This window comes from Sphaerotilus sp., assembly GCF_041083715.1.
Classification (GTDB): domain Bacteria; phylum Pseudomonadota; class Gammaproteobacteria; order Burkholderiales; family Burkholderiaceae_C; genus Sphaerotilus.
This window is the reverse complement of the sequence record NZ_JBFPGY010000414.1, coordinates 1-15,072: the sequence shown is the minus strand read 5'-3', so window position 1 is coordinate 15,072 and position 15,072 is coordinate 1. Positions and strand designations below refer to the sequence as shown.

The following is a 15,072-nucleotide window of genomic DNA, read 5'->3' as shown; positions in this document are numbered from 1 at the left end:
GTCCAGCACCGCGTGGCTGCGTGCGCGCACCGCCCGCGCGCTCAGCAGCGCCGTCGCCGGGTGGTCCGCCGGCACGGGCGTGTGCCAGCCGGGGCCGCCCCAGCGGTCCGATCCGGATGTCGTGGCCACCATGCTCAGGCCTCCAGCCCGCGGCCCTTCGCCACGGTCAGCTCTTCGGCATCGGGCGTGTAGGTCGAGAAGTAGCCGGCCGCCTTCTTCGCGTCCATCTCGACCTGCGCGTCGGCGGGGATCAGCGCGTCGGGGATCGGCACGCGCTCGACCACCTCGATGCCCTGCGCCGTCAGCGCGTCGTGTTTCATGTTGCTCATCGACGCCCAGCGGTCGATGCGCGTGATGCCGAGCCAGTGGAAGACATCGGGCATCAGCTCCTGGAAGCGCATGTCCTGCACGCCGGCCACGCACTCCGTGCGCTCGAAGTAGGTCTCGGCGCGGTCGCCGCCGACCTGGCGCTTGCGGGCGTTGTAGACAAGGAACTTGGTGACCTCGCCGAGCGCGCGGCCCTCCTTGCGGTTGTAGATCACCACGCCGACGCCGCCCTGCTGCGCCATCTCGATGCAGACCTCGATGCCGTGCGCGAGGTACGGGCGGCAGGTACAGATGTCCGAGCCGAACACGTCCGAGCCGTTGCACTCGTCGTGGACGCGGCAGGCGATCCTGGTTTCGGGCCGCCCGAGCCTGGACACGTCGCCGAAGAAATACAGCGTCATGCCCCCGATCGGCGGCAGGAACACCTTCAGGTCAGGCCGTGTCACCAGCTCCGGGAACATGCCCGCGGTCTGCTCGAACAGGCTGCGGCGCAGCGCGCTTTCCTTGATGCCGAAGCGCTTGGCGATGCCCGGCAGGTACCAGACCGGGTCGATGGCTGCCTTGGTGACACGCACGTCGCCGTTGGCATGGAGGATCTCGCCATCGGGCACCAGCCGGCCGGACTGGATCGCAGCCAGCAGCTCGGGCATGTTGATGTGCGCCTTGGTGACGGCGATGGTCGGGCGGATGTCGATGCCCTGGGCGATCTGTGCGCTGAAGACCTGTCCGGCCCGGTGGCCCCAGGGGTCGAAGGAGACGATCTTCTCGGGGTCGGCCCACTGCGGGTGCGGGCCGATGGGCTCGGCGGGCGCGGTGTCGGTCAGGTCGGGCTTGTGCAGGCGCTGCAGCTTGCCGGAGGCGATCGCCAGCGCACGGTAGACGGCGTAGGCGCCGGAGTGCGAGCCGATGGCGTTGCGGTGCGCCGGGTTGGTCAGGCTGGCGATGATGGGACCGCGGGCCTCGGGGGTGGCCGCGCCCCAGTGCACCTCGGTGCTCAGCAGGTCACGCCGCTGGGGGTGGGACGTCAGGACGATGTGCTCAGCCATTCGGGGACTCCAGAACTTGACCAGATGGTCAACTTTCATCCCACTTCAGCGAGATCCGTGCCAGTGGTTTCCCGCATCCCGGGCACCGGATCGGGGCGGGTGTGCCCCGCTTCACGTCCGAACGTCGTGCGTGGTCAGTACGTGATGGTGCGCACGCCGCTGGACGTGCCCAGCAGACAGACCCGCGCCTTGTGCCGCGCGAAGATGCCGACGGTGACGACACCCGGCCACTGGTTGACCTCGGTCTCCATCGCGAGCGGGTCGGTGATCTGCAGGCCGCGCACGTCGAGGATGTGGTTGCCGTTGTCGGTCACCACGCCGTCGCGCAGCGTGGCCTCACCGCCGTAGGCGGCCTTGAAACGCCGGGCAACCTGCGCCGCCGCCATCGGGATCACCTCGACTGGCAGCGGGAAGCCGCCCATCACGTCCACCAGCTTGCTCTCGTCGGCGATGCAGATGAAGCGCTCGGCCAGGTCGGCGATGATCTTCTCGCGGGTCAGCGCGGCGCCGCCGCCCTTGACCATATTCCCGGCCGCGTCGATCTCGTCGGCGCCGTCGATGTAGACGGGGATCGAGGCCACGTCGGCGGTGTCGAGCACGGGAATGCCGTGGGCCTGCAGACGTGCCGTGCTGGCGAGCGACGAGGAGACGGCGCCGGCGATGGTGTCCTTGATCGTCGCGAGGGCGTCGATGAACTTGTTGACGGTGGAGCCGGTGCCGACGCCGACGACGGTGCCGGGTTGCACGTACTGGAGGGCGGCCTGGCCGACGAGGGCCTTGAGTTCGTCTTGGGTCATGGTGGAGTGCAAAGCGAAGTGCATTGAATCGGGGACAATCGCACGATTATGGCCCTCGTTCCCTACGCCCTCACCCGCCCTTTCCTGTTCGGACTCGACCCGGAAGCCGCCCACGAACTCACGCTCGACTCCATCGCGCGCCTGCAGAACACACCGCTGCAATGCCTCTGGGCGCACAGCCGCGTCAGCGATCCGGTGACGGTGGCGGGGCTGAAGTTCCCGAACCGCATCGGGCTGGCCGCGGGGCTGGACAAGAACGGCCGCTGCATCGACGGCCTCGGCGCGATGGGCTTCGGCTTCATCGAGGTCGGCACCGTGACGCCGAAGGGCCAGCCCGGCAACCCGAAGCCGCGCATGTTCCGCCTGCCCGAAGCCAACGCGCTGATCAACCGGCTGGGCTTCAACAACGAGGGGCTGGACAGCTTCCTCGCCAACGTGAAGCGGGCGACCAGCTTCCGGCGGGCAGGCGGCATCCTCGGGCTGAACATCGGCAAGAACGCCGTGACGCCGATCGAGAACGCGGTCGATGACTACCTGATCGGGCTGGCCGGTGTCTATCCGCACGCCGACTACGTCACCGTCAACATCTCCAGCCCGAACACCAAGAACCTGCGGGCGCTGCAAAGCGACGAGGCGCTGGACGCGCTGCTGTCCGCGTTGCAGGCGCGCAAGCTGCAACTGGCCAAGGAACACGGCCGCACGGTGCCGATGTTCGTGAAGATCGCGCCCGACCTCGACGAGGCGCAGGTCAAGGTGATCGCCGCGACGCTGAAGAACAACGGCATCGACGGCGTGGTCGCCACCAACACCACCATCGGGCGCGACGCCGTGCAGGGGCTGCAGCACGCGGAGGAAACGGGCGGCCTGTCCGGCGCGCCGGTGTTCGAGGCGAGCAACGCGGTGATCCGGCAGTTGCGGGCCGAACTGGGCGGTGCATACCCGATCATTGGCGTCGGCGGCGTGCTCAGCGGCGCGGATGCCAAGGCCAAGCGGGCGGCGGGCGCCGATCTGGTGCAGGTCTACACGGGCCTGATCTACCGCGGCCCGGCGCTGGCCGGCGAGTGCGCCCGCGCTTTGCGCCGCTGAAACGGCCGCTGGCTCGGCCGGCTCAGATCCGGCGCTCTTCCACCGCGTGACACGCCACGCGCACGCCTTCCACCTCGATCAGTGCCGGCCGCTCCGCCCGGCAGCGGGCATTGGCGTGCGGACAACGCGGGTTGAACGCACAGCCGGCAGGCGGGTTCAGCGCGTCGGGCACCTCGCCCTGCACGGGGATGCGCGCCCGGCCCGTCATGTGGATGTCCGGGATCGCGTCCAGCAGCATCCGCGTGTACGGATGGCGCGGCCGGGCAAACAAGGTCCGCTTGTCCGCCACCTCGACCAGCCGCCCGAGGTACATCACGCCCACCCGGTCGCTGACGTGCCGCACCACGGCAAGGTTGTGCGAGATGAAGAGGTAGGTCAGCCCGCGCTCGCGCTGCAGGTCCTTCATCAGGTTGAGCACCTGCGCCTGCACCGAGACATCCAGCGCCGACGTTGGCTCGTCGCACACCAGGAACTCGGGGTTGGTCGCCAGCGCGCGGGCAATCGACACCCGCTGGCGCTGGCCGCCCGAAAACTGGTGCGGGAAGCGGTCGAGGTCCGCGCCAGCCAGCCCGACCAGGGTCAGCAGCGCGCCCGCCCGCTCGCGCAGCGCGGCGCGGTCGGTCAGCAGCCCATGCTCCAGCAGCGGCTCGCCGACGATGTCCGCCACCGTCCAGCGCGGGTTCAGGCTGGCATATGGGTCCTGGAAGATCATCTGCAGACGCCGCCGCAGCGCCTGGCCCTGCGGCGTGGCCAGCGTAGCGTGCAGCGGCTGGCCGTCGAGCCGCACCTCTCCCCGGGTCGGCGCATGCAGCCCCACCAGCAGCCGTGCCACCGTGCTCTTGCCGCAACCGGATTCGCCCACCAGCGCCAGCGTCTGCCCGCGCGGAATCTCGAAGCTCACGCCATCGACCGCATGGACCCACTGCCTGGGCCGGCGCTCGATCACCCGGTTCAACCACGGCGCCGAGACATCGAAGGTCTTCGACAGGTCGCGGACTTCCACCAGCGGCGCTGTCATGCCACCTCCTGCGCAGGCGACACCAGCCAGCAGGCGGCGCGGGTCTCGCCCGTCGTCGCCATCAGCTCGGGTCGCTCGCTGCGGCAGCGGTCGATCACCCGCTCGCAGCGCGGATGGAACGCGCAGCCGCTGGGCATCGCATTCAGCCGCGGCATCGCGCCATCGATCTGCAGCAGCCGCTCGCGGTCCTCGTCCATCGACGGGATCGCGCCCATCAGGCCGACGCTGTACGGGTGTGCCGGCCGGTGGATCAGCGCGCCGACCGGCCCGATCTCGGCGATGCGCCCGGCGTACATCACCGCCACGCGGTCGCAGGTCTCGGCGATCACGCCCATGTCGTGCGTGATCAGCACCACCGCCGCGCCGCGCTCCCGGCAGACGCGCTTCAGCAACGCGATGATCTGGGCCTGGATCGACACGTCGAGCGCCGTCGTCGGCTCGTCCGCGATGATCAGCCGCGGCTCGGCGGCCAGCGCCAGCGCGATCACCACCCGCTGGCGCATCCCGCCGGAAAACTGGTGCGGGTAGTGCTCCAGCCGCTGCTCGGGGGCTGGGATGCCGGTGTCGGCCAGCAGTTGCACGGCACGCGCCCGCGCCGCCTGGCGGTCGAAACCGAGGTGCGCCTGGATGGTTTCGATGAGCTGCTGCCCGACCGTGAACAGCGGGTTCAGCGAGGTCAGCGGATCCTGGAACACCATGCCGATCTGCCGACCGCGGATCTTGCGCATCGCGTCGGGCGGCAGGTGGTCGATGCGGCGGCCGTCGAGCCGGATCTCGCCCGCGGCGATGCGGCCGGGCGGGTCGAGCAGGCCGATGACGGCCGCGCCGGTCAGCGACTTGCCCGCACCGGACTCGCCGACCACACCAAGGATCTCGCCCGCCGCGAGGCTGAACGACACATCGTCCAAGGCCCGCAACGCGCCGTGGCGATGGGCGAACTCCACCCGCAGGTGGTCGACTTCAAGCAGAGGTTGCACCAAGAGATCACCGCAGCCGAGGGTTGAGGACATCGCGCAGCCAGTCGCCCAGCAGGTTCACGCTCAGCGCGATCAGCACCAGCATCGCGCCCGGGAACACCGTGATCCACCACTCGCCGGAGAAGAGGAAATCGTTGCCGGTGCGGATCAGCGTGCCCAGGCTCGGCGAGGTCGGCGGCACCCCGACACCGAGAAAGGACAGCGTCGCCTCGGTGATGATCGCCGTCGCCACCTGCACGGTCGCCAGCACCAGCACCGGCCCGAGCACGTTCGGCAGCACATGCCGCCGCATGATGCGCAGCGGCGCGACACCGATCACCCGCGCCGCCTGCACGTAGTCCTTCTGCCGCTCCACCAGCGTCGAGCCACGCACCGTGCGGGCGTACTGCACCCAGCCGGTCAGCGAGATCGCCAGCACCAGCACCGAAAACGCCAGCAGATCGTGCGCGTTCGGCCACAGCGCCTTGCCGACACCATCGATCAGCAGCGCCACCAGGATCGACGGAAACGACAGCATCACGTCGCAGACGCGCATGATCAGCGCGTCCGTGCGCCCGCCGACGAACCCTGCCAGCAAGCCCAGCCCGACCCCGACGACCATCGACAGCAGCACCGACGCGAGTCCGACCAGCAACGAGATGCGGGCGCCGTACATCACCGCGGAGAGGATGTCGCGGCCCTGGTCGTCCGTACCGAGCGGGTACAGCAGCTGCCCTTCGGCGGACCATGCGGGCGGCAGACGGGAGGACATCAGATCCAGACTAGCGAGGTCGAAGGGGTTGTGCGGCGCGATCCAAGGCGCGCCGAACGCCGCGATCAGACAGCCCACGAACACGATCGCCGCTCCCATCGCCGCGGGAGAACCCGTGAAACTGTGCCAGACCTCGCTGTCGCGCCAATCGGCGCGGCGTGCCGTCGCCACCGTCATGGTTTCACGGTCACCCACTTGAAGAACATCATGTTGTCGGCCAACTGGGTCAGCGACACCGACTTCTTCATGCCCCAGGCCAGCGCCTGCTGGTGCAGCGGCAGGTGGCCCACGTCATCAGCATGCAACTTGAAGGCTTCGACGATCATCGTGTTGCGTTTGGCCTGATCGGTCTCGCTCTGGATCTTCAGCGTCAACTCGTCCACCTTCGGGTTGCTGTAGCTGCCCAGGTTGAACTGGCCCTGGCCCTTGTCGGTGGGGGTGGCCATCAGCGAGGTCAGCACGTTGTGGGCATCGTAGGTGCCAGGCGTCCAGCCCAGCAGGTAGAAACTGGTGTTGCGGCTGAGGATCTTCTGGAAATAGGTCGCCTTGCTCTCGGCCTGCAGATTGATTTTCACCCCCACCCTGGCGAGGCCCGAAGCCACGGCCTGACAGATCTCGCTGTCATTGACGTAGCGGTCGTTCGGGCAGTTCATCGTCACCTCGAAGCCCGACGGGTAGCCAGCCTCCGCCAGCAGCCGCTTCGACGCCTCCGGATCGTACGGCAGGCGCTTGTTCATCTCCGACAGAAAGCCCTTGATGCCAGGGCCGACCATCAGCGCCGTCGGCGTCGCCGCACCGCGCATCACACGGCTGCGGATGGCCTCGATGTCGATCGCCTGGTAGAAGGCCCGGCGCACGCGCACGTCCTTGAACGGGTTCCGGCCCTTGACGCTGGAAAAGAGCAGTTCGTCGCGCTTCTGGTCCATGCCGAGGAAAATCGTGCGCAACTCGGGGCCCTGCATGACCTTGAGTGCCGGATTGCTGCCGAGCCGCGCCACGTCCTGCAGCGGCACGGGCTCCATCACGTCCACATCGCCGGACATCAGCGCCGCCACACGGGTCGCGTCGTTGCCGATCGGGGTGAAGACGACCTCGTCCACATTCCCCTCGACCTTGTCCCAATACTGGAAGTTGCGCGTCAGCACCGTGCGCGCGCCTGGCTGGCGCTCCTTGACACGGAAGGGACCCGTGCCGTTGGCCTTGAACGAGGCCACGTTCTCGATGCCTTTGCGGCGATCGACGGGCAGCGTGGCCTTGTTCGTCTCGCACCAGGTGCGGTTCATCATGTAGACCGTCGTCAGCACGTCCGGCAGGATCGGAAACGGTGCGGTCGTCTCGAGGTCCACCACGAGGTCGCTGACCTTGCGCACCTCCTTGACGCTGGAGACATAGCTCTTCATGTCCGAGCCTTCGCCCGCCACGCGCTTGAAACTGAACACCACGTCATCGGCCGTGAACGGCGCACCGTCATGGAATTTCACGCCTGGCCGCAACTCGAAGCGCCACACCGTCGGTGCGGTCTGTTTCCACGATCTGGCCAGCCCTGGAACGAGGCCAAGCGCCTTGTCCCGGCCGATCAGCGGCTCGTAGACGTTGCCGGTGAAGCTCAGTTGCAGCGATTCATTGAGCGAGTGCGGATCCATCGACACCGCATCACCCTGGTTGGCGACCTTGAGCGTCGCGGCCTGGACTGCGGACGCACCCGCCAGCGCCAGACCAGCCAGCAGCGTGAAGAATGTCATCGAAGCCTTCATGCAGGAACTCCTCTCAGTGGCCCGCTGGCGTGGCGGCGATCCGCAGGCGGGGATCGACCACCACATACAGCAGATCGACCACCATGTTGATCAGCACGAAGACCAAGGCAATCAGACACAGGTAAGCAGCCATCACCGGAATGTCAGCGAACTGCACGGCTTGAATGAACAGCAGCCCCATGCCGGGCCACTGGAACACGGTCTCGGTGATGATTGCAAACGCGATCAGAGACCCGAGTTGAAGGCCGGTGATGGTGATCACCGGCACCAGGGTGTTCTTCAGAGCGTGGCGAAAATGCACCACTCGATCGCTCAGACCTCGGGCGCGGGCAAAGCGAATGTAGTCAGTACGCAACACTTCCAGCATCTCCGAGCGCACGAGCCGCATGATCAGCGTGAGCTGGAACACGGACAAGGTGATCGCCGGCAGCAGCAGATGGCGCCACCCGTCCAGTGTCAGCAGGCCAGTCTGCCAAGCACCCAGGGCAACCAGTTCGCCTCGACCGAAGCTCGGCAGCCAGTTCAACCAGACCGCAAACACCAGGATCAACAGGATGCCGATCAGAAAGGTCGGCAGCGACACGCCCAGCAGCGAGAACAGCATCAGGGCCTGGGCGGACCAGCGTCCGCGCCGCAGCGCCGCCACCACACCCATCGGAATCCCCACCAGCAAGGCCAGTACAGCAGCCACCAGCGCCAGCTCCAGCGTGGCTGGCAACCGCTCGACGATCAGCGCGGAGACTTTGCGTCCTTGCCGGAGGCTCAGACCAAATTCGCCCTGGACGGCCTGGCCGACAAAACGCGTGAATTGCAGTGGAAACGGCTGGTCCAGCCCCAAGTCGGTACGGAGTAGGGCGCGCTGTTCGGGCGTCGCATCTTGGCCCACCATCGAAACGACGGGATCCCCCACATAGCGGAACAGCATGAATGCGACCAGTGCCACGGCCAGCATCACCAAAGCGCCTTGGGCGAGTCGACGGAGGAGAAAGACAGTCATCGGCGCAGCACGCAGCGAGAGAGACAGAGGCAAGGTATCACGCCGCCACAGTGCCAGCGCCACCGTCGAATTGCAAGCCATGAAAACGGCCGGAACACGCGGTGCCAGTGAGGAACTGGGGCTGCAGATCTGGAGCAGGGCATGCACCATGCCACCACTGCATGAAAAAAAGCCACCCGAAGGTGGCTTTTCAGTTTTAGATCCAGCACCTGCTTGCGCAGGCACAGGATCAGAAGTTGTGTTGCACGCCGAAGTCGTAGCCGGTCTTCTCGGTCGCCAGCTTGTTGACGCGCGTGAAGTCGGTGTACAGGAAGGTGCGCTTCGACAGGTCCTGGCGGTAGCCGATGCTGGTCTTCTTGTCGGCGGTGCCGGTGCCAACCTTGTTCTGGGCGTAGCCGACCAGAACGCGACCGGCCGGGCCGACGTTCACGGTCGCGCCAACCAGATAGCCCTTGACGGACAGGTCGGCAGCCGTGCGGCCGGACACACCAGCCAGAGCCAGCTTGGCCGGGCCGAACGTGTAGGCCACGCCAAGGTTCAGCAGCTTGTCGGTAGCGTTCTCCGGATTTTCATAGCTGATGGCAGCCAGAACCGGACCGGCAGCGTACTGAGCAGCCACCGAGTACGGACGGTCCGTACCAGCGACACCAAGGGTGTGCTCAGCGATGTCAGCAGCGACAGCCACATCACCGAACTTGCCGTCGTAACGGATCGAGTTGGCAACGCGCAGACGTGCCGGGGCGATACGCAGAGCGGAATCGCGCAGACCAGCGACGGTGTCACCACCGAACGGGTCGAACACGTTTTGTGCCAGCGAGAAGGCCGAGGTGTACTGGCGACCCAGGTTCACGGTGCCGAACGTGCCGCCCAGACCAACGGTCGAGTAGCCATTCCAGAACGTGTTGGTCGGGGACGAACCTTCGGTCGTGGTGTCCTTGCCGGTGTCGGGCGAGAAGCGGTGTTCGAAGCCGAACAGGGCCTTCATGCCACCGCCCAGGTCTTCCACACCCTTGATGCCGACGCGGCTGCCTGCGGCGTCGCGCACTTGCTTGTCAGCAGAGCCCGTGGCCTTGCCGACGCCCAGGTCAACCTTGCCGTACAGCGTGACCGACGATTGAGCCGAAGCGGCACCAGCGAATGCGCCCAGAACGGCGAGAGCGAGCAGAGACTTCTTCATGCAAATATCTCCTAGGTTGAACTAGAGGGTCCTGCAGCGCGAGGTGTCGTCTCACGACACTGCCCGGACAGGCCAACCTCCTCAGCGGAAGCTGCCACTATTGCACCAGACCGGTTCGTCGATTGCCAAGCGAGACTTTGAGAATAGGCACATCGGCGTTGTCAGAGTGCAACAAGCCGTCGGATCACCGGTCCAATATGACACGACGATGTCGGCAGACACACCACAACGGCTGAATCGGAGTTGGTCTGGCGTGGCAGAAGGGGTCTCTTGAGCACGTCTAAACTTGTTCCCCATGAGAACGATCACGCCGATTGACCGCCTCTTGTCCGTGGCGGACCAGAGCCTGCGCACCATCTGGGGGCACCACCATGCCCAGCGCCCTGCCCCACGCCCAGAACCTGCCGCAAGCACCTCACTGCCCGAACTGGACGAGGCTGAGCGTCGACTTTCGGGTGCCTTGATCCGAGTCGACCATGTCGGCGAGGTGTGTGCCCAGGCGCTCTACACCGCGCAGGCGCTCGCCACGCGCGACGAAGGCCTGCGGGCGCATCTGGAAGCGGCATCCCAGGAAGAAACCGACCACCTTGCGTGGACCGAGCAGCGTCTGCGCGAACTCGGAGACCGGCCATCGCTGCTCAATCCACTCTGGTACGCCGGCGCGTTCGCGATCGGCACGCTCGCCGCGCGACTGGGCGATCGCGCCAGCCTCGGCTTCGTCATCGAGACCGAACGGCAGGTGGAAGCGCACCTCGACAGCCACCTGGCGCGCCTGCCCAAGGCCGACCTCACCTCTCGTGCCATCGTCACGCAAATGCGCGACGACGAGATCCAGCATGCCGAGGCGGCTCAGCAGGCCGGCGGCGTGCGCCCGCCTGTGCCGGTCCGGTGGCTGATGCGTGCGGCCGCGAAGGTCATGACGACCACCGCACACCACATCTGAGCTGATTGGATCCAGCGGCGCAGGCGCAGCTCAGGCCACGGCCGGAGCTGCGGTATCGACGATCTCGACCTGCAGCTCGATCTCGGCGGTCTTCGCCAGCATGGCGGTGGCGGAGCAGTACTTGTCGTAGGACATCTGCACCGCACGGCGCACCGCCGGCTCCGACAGCTTCACGCCACTGACGATGAACTGCATCACGATGCGGGTGAACACCTTGGGCTCGGTTTCGGCCCGATCGGCATGGATCTTGACTTGGCAGCCCTGCACTTGCTGCCGGCCGCGCTTGAGGATCAGCACCACATCGTAGGCCGTGCAGGCACCGGCCCCAGCAAGCAAGGTTTCCATCGGCCGGGGAGCCAGATTGCGGCCGCCACCTTCGGGGGCTCCATCCATCATCAGCAGATGCCCGCTGCCGGTTTCGGCCGAAAACGCCATGCCGGAAGCCGGCATCCAATTGATCGTGCAGTCCATGACGCGTTGGAATCAGAAGAACAAGCCCGGATTGTGACTTGCTGACGCGCAAATGACTCCGGCACGTTCGTTGCAACGCAGCATCGGCTTTGGTACACTTTCCAACAAGCAATTGGGATTGCCCCTAGAACTTTTCCAACATCAGGCACTCTCAAGCAACGGTTGTCTCCTCCACCCTCCTCCAAAGGTGGATTGAGCCCGAGGTGAAAACCTCGGGCTTTTTTTCGTCACCGAGTTTCGTCACCTTGAGTTCCATGATGCCTTCCGAGCGCCAGACCCTGCTGACCAGCTACCTCCAACGCATCCTCACCGCCAAGGTCTACGACGTGGCGCGCGAGACCGAACTGGATCCAGCCCGCAACCTCTCGGCCCGCCTGGGCAACCAGATCCTGCTCAAGCGCGAGGACAACCAGCCCGTCTTCAGCTTCAAGTTGCGTGGCGCCTACAACAAGATGGCGCACCTGACCGCGGAGCAACTCGCTCGCGGCGTCATCTGCGCGTCCGCCGGCAACCACGCACAGGGCGTCGCGCTGGGCAGCAAGCGCCTGGGCTGCCGCGCCGTGATCGTGATGCCGGAGACGACGCCCCGGGTGAAGGTCGACGCCGTGCGGGCGCTGGGCGGCGAGGTGGTGCTGGTCGGCGAGAGCTACAACGATGCCTATGACCACGCGATGCAGCTCGCCGAAGCCGAGGGCCTGACCTTCGTCCATCCGTTCGATGATCCGCTGGTCATCGCCGGCCAGGGCACCATCGGCATGGAGATCCTGCGCCAGCACCAGGGACCGATCGACGCTGTGTTCGTCGCCATCGGTGGCGGCGGACTGATCTCGGGCGTGGCGGCCTATCTCAAGGCCGTGCGGCCGGAGATCAGGGTCATCGGCGTGCAGACGGTCGATTCCGACGCGATGCTGCAGTCGGTGCGCGCCGGCCACCGGGTGCGCCTGAACGATGTCGGCCTGTTCGCCGACGGCACCGCGGTGAAGTTCGTCGGCGAGGAAACCTTCCGCGTCGCACGCGAACTGGTCGACGAATTCATCGTGGTGGACACCGACGCGGTCTGCGCGGCAATGAAGGACGTGTTCCAGGACACCCGCGCGATCCTGGAGCCGTCCGGCGCACTGTCGGTCGCAGCCGTGAAGCAGTACGTGGCCCGCGAAGGCTGCACGGGCAAGACCTTCGTGGCGATCACCTGCGGCGCCAACATGAACTTCGACCGCCTGCGCTTCGTCGCCGAGCGGGCCGATGTGGGCGAAGAGCGCGAGGCACTGTTCGCGGTGACCATCCCCGAGGAGCGCGGCTCGTTCAAGCGCTTCTGCGAGCTGATCGGCCCGCGCAGCGTGACCGAATTCAACTACCGCATCAGCGACGAGCGCCGCGCCCACCTCTTCGTCGGCCTGAGCACCGCCGCACGCGGCGAGTCGGCGCAGATCGGCGCGCTGTTCGCCACCCAGGGCTTTGCCGCCCTGGACCTGACCCACGACGAGCTGGCCAAGGCCCACCTGCGCCACCTCGTCGGCGGACGCTCGGATCTGGCGGTCAACGAGCGGCTGTTCCGCTTCGTGTTCCCGGAGCGGCCGGGCGCGCTGATGCGCTTCCTGTCGAGCATGCACCCGGACTGGAACATCAGCCTGTTCCACTACCGCAACCAGGGCGCCGACTACGGCCGCATCCTCGTGGGCATCCAGGTGCCCGAGGCGGACGAGGCGGCGTTCCAGCAATTCCTCGACACGCTGGCCTACCCCTGCGTCGAGGAGACGGACAACCCGGTCTACCGGCTGTTCCTGCGCTGACCCGGACCTCCCGGCACGCCCCCCTGCCTGCGTGGGGTGTGCAGGAGGACCGCGCGGAAATGCACTGAAATGCAGTTCCTACGACCGCCCGCTCGGAAGGGCACGCGCACAATCCGGGGCCATGCGCCCTGACTCCACGCCCTTGATTCCGCCGACCGCCCACCCCGCTCTGGAAGAGGCCCTGCAGTTCAAACTGCGGCGCCGGGTCAGCACGGCAGGCCACCTGGGCGAGCTGCTGCCGCTGGCGATGCGCATCGGTCTGCTGCAACAGGCGCTGCGACCGCGCCTGCGCCAGCCGCAGCTGCTGCTCTTCGTCGGGGACCACGGACTCGCCGTCGATCTCAACCCGCCACAACACCTCAGCACCACATCGATGGTGCACGACGTGCTGGAGAACCGGGTGCCGCTGCCACTGTTCGCGCACCAGCAGGGTCTGAGCGTGAGCGTGGTCGACTCCGGCCTGGCCACCCCGCTGCCGGTCGGTCCGGGGGTGATCTCGCGCAAGATTGCCCATGGCACACGCAACAGCCGGCTGACGGCGGCCATGTCGCTCGATCAGGTGAACTCGGCCATCCGCGCCGGCATGGAGATCGCACAGGCCCTGCCGGGCAACGTGCTGGGCTGCGCGGGAATCGGGGTGGGTGCACGAGAAGCTGCGGCACTGGTCATCGCGCGGGTCACCGGACGGCCGCTGCACGACCTGGTCTACGCCGGGCCGAAGATGCACCGCGAGGAGCTGGAGCACACCCTCGCCGTGCTGCAGACGGCCTTGAACCGGCACGGTTCGATCGAGGACCCCGTGCAGGCGCTGGCCACCTTTGGTGGTTTCGAGATGGCGATGATGGTCGGCGCGATGCTCAAGGCGGCCGAGCAGCGGCACCTGATCCTCGTCGACGGGCTGCCCGCCTGCGCGGCGCTGCTCATCGCCACCCACATCGCCGGGCCGGTGATCGACTACTGCCTGTTCTGCCGCAGCACCGACCACCACGGCCTCGACACGGTGCTGGCGGGCTTCGAGAGCACCGCCCTGCTGGCCCTCGGGCTGGAAAGCCTGGACGGCACTGGCATCGCGCTGAGCTGGCCACTGGTGCGGGCCGCCGCCGCCCTGCTGACCGACGTGGTCGATGCGGTCGAGCCGTTGCCGCCATCCGGCGATGCGGAACAGACCACCCCATCGGCCGACATCGACCGCGAATACATCCGGATGCCGTGACGCTCCATGGGGCGCCATGGCACTGGTGTGTCAGCGGGCCAGGTTCGGATCGACCACGCCGCCCGCAACGCTCCCGGCCTGCTCGGGAGCTAGTTCCTGCTGCGGCTGCATCGGTGGAGGCTGCACTGCCGGTGGAACGCCCGGAGCGACCAGCGGACCGGCAGCGGCCGGCAACCCCACCACCGTGCCCGGCGGCCGGATCGCTCCGCCGGGAACCGACGTCGGCAGTACGCCAGCCGCGGGCAGGATGCCGGTGGCCGGCGGTGGCAACTGGGGCAGATCCAGGGTGAGCTGCGCGGGCGCACCGGGAGGGCCGAGGCTCACCCCCTTGGCGGTGACACCCTGCAGCACCCACTGCCCGTCGACCGAAGCCCCCAGCCGCACCACACGGGCCGGCCGGTCATCGACCGACAGCACCGCCCAGCCCGCACCGGCGCCCGTCGATGCCACGGCACCGACCAGCTTGAAACGCGCCGCGGCCGCAGGTGGTGGTGCCACGGCATCACCCACCGGCGCCACGGCCCCGAGCAGGCGCAGCACATCGCCACGCACCGCCTGGTCGATCGCCACCGTCTGCACCTGGGGCGGTACCGCCCCAGGACGCGCGAACAGGCGCAAGCCCCAGAATACAAGGCTTCCCGCAAGAGCGGCCCACACCAACCATGCTGTCCAACGTGCTGCCATGGGGGCGGATTATGATCGACGGCCCCGCTGCTCTCAGTGCA

14 protein-coding genes are annotated in these 15,072 nt (G+C 67.2%); 4 read left to right on the top strand and 10 right to left on the bottom strand.

From position 1 onward, the window contains the following. Positions 1–134 precede the first annotated feature (134 nt). On the bottom strand, positions 135–1,373 hold the full coding sequence (locus tag AB3X43_RS19375; RefSeq protein ID WP_369431511.1) for a GTP cyclohydrolase II: 1,239 nt from the start codon (positions 1,371–1,373) through the stop codon (positions 135–137). Positions 1,374–1,507: 134 nt separating this feature from the next. Then, the gene (gene rpiA / locus AB3X43_RS19370) at positions 1,508–2,170 is read right to left on the bottom strand and encodes a ribose-5-phosphate isomerase RpiA (RefSeq protein ID WP_369431510.1); all 663 of its coding nucleotides are present in this window, start codon (positions 2,168–2,170) and stop codon (positions 1,508–1,510) included. 48 nt (positions 2,171–2,218) lie between these two features. On the opposite strand from rpiA, the gene AB3X43_RS19365 reads away from it, so the two are divergent. After that, on the top strand, positions 2,219–3,256 hold the full coding sequence (locus AB3X43_RS19365; RefSeq protein ID WP_369431509.1) for a quinone-dependent dihydroorotate dehydrogenase: 1,038 nt from the start codon (positions 2,219–2,221) through the stop codon (positions 3,254–3,256). Positions 3,257–3,278: 22 nt separating this feature from the next. Here the strand turns inward: AB3X43_RS19365 and AB3X43_RS19360 are convergent, their stop codons facing one another. The 6 genes from AB3X43_RS19360 to AB3X43_RS19335 form a co-directional block, all read right to left on the bottom strand. Beyond that, positions 3,279–4,274: an ABC transporter ATP-binding protein gene (locus tag AB3X43_RS19360; protein ID WP_369431508.1), complete on the bottom strand. Its 996-nt coding sequence runs from the start codon at positions 4,272–4,274 to the stop codon at positions 3,279–3,281. Continuing rightward, a complete protein-coding gene (locus AB3X43_RS19355; RefSeq protein WP_369431507.1) occupies positions 4,271–5,284 on the bottom strand; it encodes an ABC transporter ATP-binding protein in 1,014 nt (337 codons plus the stop codon). The genes AB3X43_RS19360 and AB3X43_RS19355 overlap by 4 nt, the downstream gene beginning before the upstream one ends. Beyond that, entirely contained in the window at positions 5,259–6,179 is a 921-nt protein-coding gene (locus AB3X43_RS19350) for an ABC transporter permease (RefSeq protein ID WP_369431515.1), read from the bottom strand. The genes AB3X43_RS19355 and AB3X43_RS19350 overlap by 26 nt, the downstream gene beginning before the upstream one ends. Continuing rightward, on the bottom strand, positions 6,176–7,756 hold the full coding sequence (locus AB3X43_RS19345) for an ABC transporter substrate-binding protein (protein ID WP_369431506.1): 1,581 nt from the start codon (positions 7,754–7,756) through the stop codon (positions 6,176–6,178). Before AB3X43_RS19345 ends, AB3X43_RS19350 begins: the two co-directional genes overlap by 4 nt. A 13-nt stretch (positions 7,757–7,769) precedes the next feature. Continuing rightward, positions 7,770–8,753, bottom strand: a complete 984-nt coding sequence (locus AB3X43_RS19340) for an ABC transporter permease (RefSeq protein ID WP_369431514.1) — start codon at positions 8,751–8,753, stop codon at positions 7,770–7,772. Between the two features lie 229 nt (positions 8,754–8,982). Then, entirely contained in the window at positions 8,983–9,930 is a 948-nt protein-coding gene (locus tag AB3X43_RS19335) for a porin (protein ID WP_369431505.1), read from the bottom strand. A 313-nt stretch (positions 9,931–10,243) separates the two neighbouring features. On the opposite strand from AB3X43_RS19335, the gene coq7 reads away from it, so the two are divergent. Beyond that, positions 10,244–10,873, top strand: coding sequence for a 2-polyprenyl-3-methyl-6-methoxy-1,4-benzoquinone monooxygenase (coq7, locus tag AB3X43_RS19330; RefSeq protein ID WP_369431513.1), 630 nt, complete (start codon positions 10,244–10,246; stop codon positions 10,871–10,873). Between the two features lie 30 nt (positions 10,874–10,903). Here coq7 and AB3X43_RS19325 read toward each other — a convergent pair whose 3' ends face one another. Then, positions 10,904–11,344: an OsmC family protein gene (locus tag AB3X43_RS19325; RefSeq protein ID WP_369431504.1), complete on the bottom strand. Its 441-nt coding sequence runs from the start codon at positions 11,342–11,344 to the stop codon at positions 10,904–10,906. A 254-nt stretch (positions 11,345–11,598) separates the two neighbouring features. Here AB3X43_RS19325 and ilvA point away from each other — a divergent pair, with 254 nt between their 5' ends. Continuing rightward, complete coding sequence (gene ilvA, locus AB3X43_RS19320; RefSeq protein ID WP_369431512.1) at positions 11,599–13,134, top strand: threonine ammonia-lyase, biosynthetic; 1,536 nt, start codon at positions 11,599–11,601, stop codon at positions 13,132–13,134. A 121-nt stretch (positions 13,135–13,255) separates the two neighbouring features. Beyond that, a complete protein-coding gene (locus AB3X43_RS19315) occupies positions 13,256–14,347 on the top strand; it encodes a nicotinate-nucleotide--dimethylbenzimidazole phosphoribosyltransferase (protein ID WP_369431503.1) in 1,092 nt (363 codons plus the stop codon). A gap of 30 nt (positions 14,348–14,377) precedes the next feature. Here the strand turns inward: AB3X43_RS19315 and AB3X43_RS19310 are convergent, their stop codons facing one another. Then, a complete protein-coding gene (locus AB3X43_RS19310) occupies positions 14,378–14,917 on the bottom strand; it encodes a hypothetical protein (RefSeq protein WP_369431502.1) in 540 nt (179 codons plus the stop codon). Between the last annotated feature and the right edge of the window lie 155 nt (positions 14,918–15,072).

Excerpts from the sequence above, each read along its gene's own strand:
- AB3X43_RS19350 (WP_369431515.1), bottom strand. The coding sequence starts at position 6,179 with ATGACGGTGGCGACGGCACGCCGCGCCGATTGGCGCGACAGCGAGGTC.
- rpiA (WP_369431510.1), bottom strand. The coding sequence starts at position 2,170 with ATGACCCAAGACGAACTCAAGGCCCTCGTCGGCCAGGCCGCCCTCCAG.
- AB3X43_RS19335 (WP_369431505.1), bottom strand. The coding sequence starts at position 9,930 with ATGAAGAAGTCTCTGCTCGCTCTCGCCGTTCTGGGCGCATTCGCTGGT.
- AB3X43_RS19345 (WP_369431506.1), bottom strand. The coding sequence starts at position 7,756 with ATGAAGGCTTCGATGACATTCTTCACGCTGCTGGCTGGTCTGGCGCTG.
- AB3X43_RS19375 (WP_369431511.1), bottom strand. The coding sequence starts at position 1,373 with ATGGCTGAGCACATCGTCCTGACGTCCCACCCCCAGCGGCGTGACCTG.
- AB3X43_RS19355 (WP_369431507.1), bottom strand. The coding sequence starts at position 5,284 with ATGTCCTCAACCCTCGGCTGCGGTGATCTCTTGGTGCAACCTCTGCTT.
- AB3X43_RS19340 (WP_369431514.1), bottom strand. The coding sequence starts at position 8,753 with ATGACTGTCTTTCTCCTCCGTCGACTCGCCCAAGGCGCTTTGGTGATG.
- AB3X43_RS19325 (WP_369431504.1), bottom strand. The coding sequence starts at position 11,344 with ATGGACTGCACGATCAATTGGATGCCGGCTTCCGGCATGGCGTTTTCG.
- ilvA (WP_369431512.1), top strand. The coding sequence starts at position 11,599 with ATGATGCCTTCCGAGCGCCAGACCCTGCTGACCAGCTACCTCCAACGC.
- AB3X43_RS19360 (WP_369431508.1), bottom strand. The coding sequence starts at position 4,274 with ATGACAGCGCCGCTGGTGGAAGTCCGCGACCTGTCGAAGACCTTCGAT.
- AB3X43_RS19365 (WP_369431509.1), top strand. The coding sequence starts at position 2,219 with ATGGCCCTCGTTCCCTACGCCCTCACCCGCCCTTTCCTGTTCGGACTC.
- AB3X43_RS19315 (WP_369431503.1), top strand. The coding sequence starts at position 13,256 with ATGCGCCCTGACTCCACGCCCTTGATTCCGCCGACCGCCCACCCCGCT.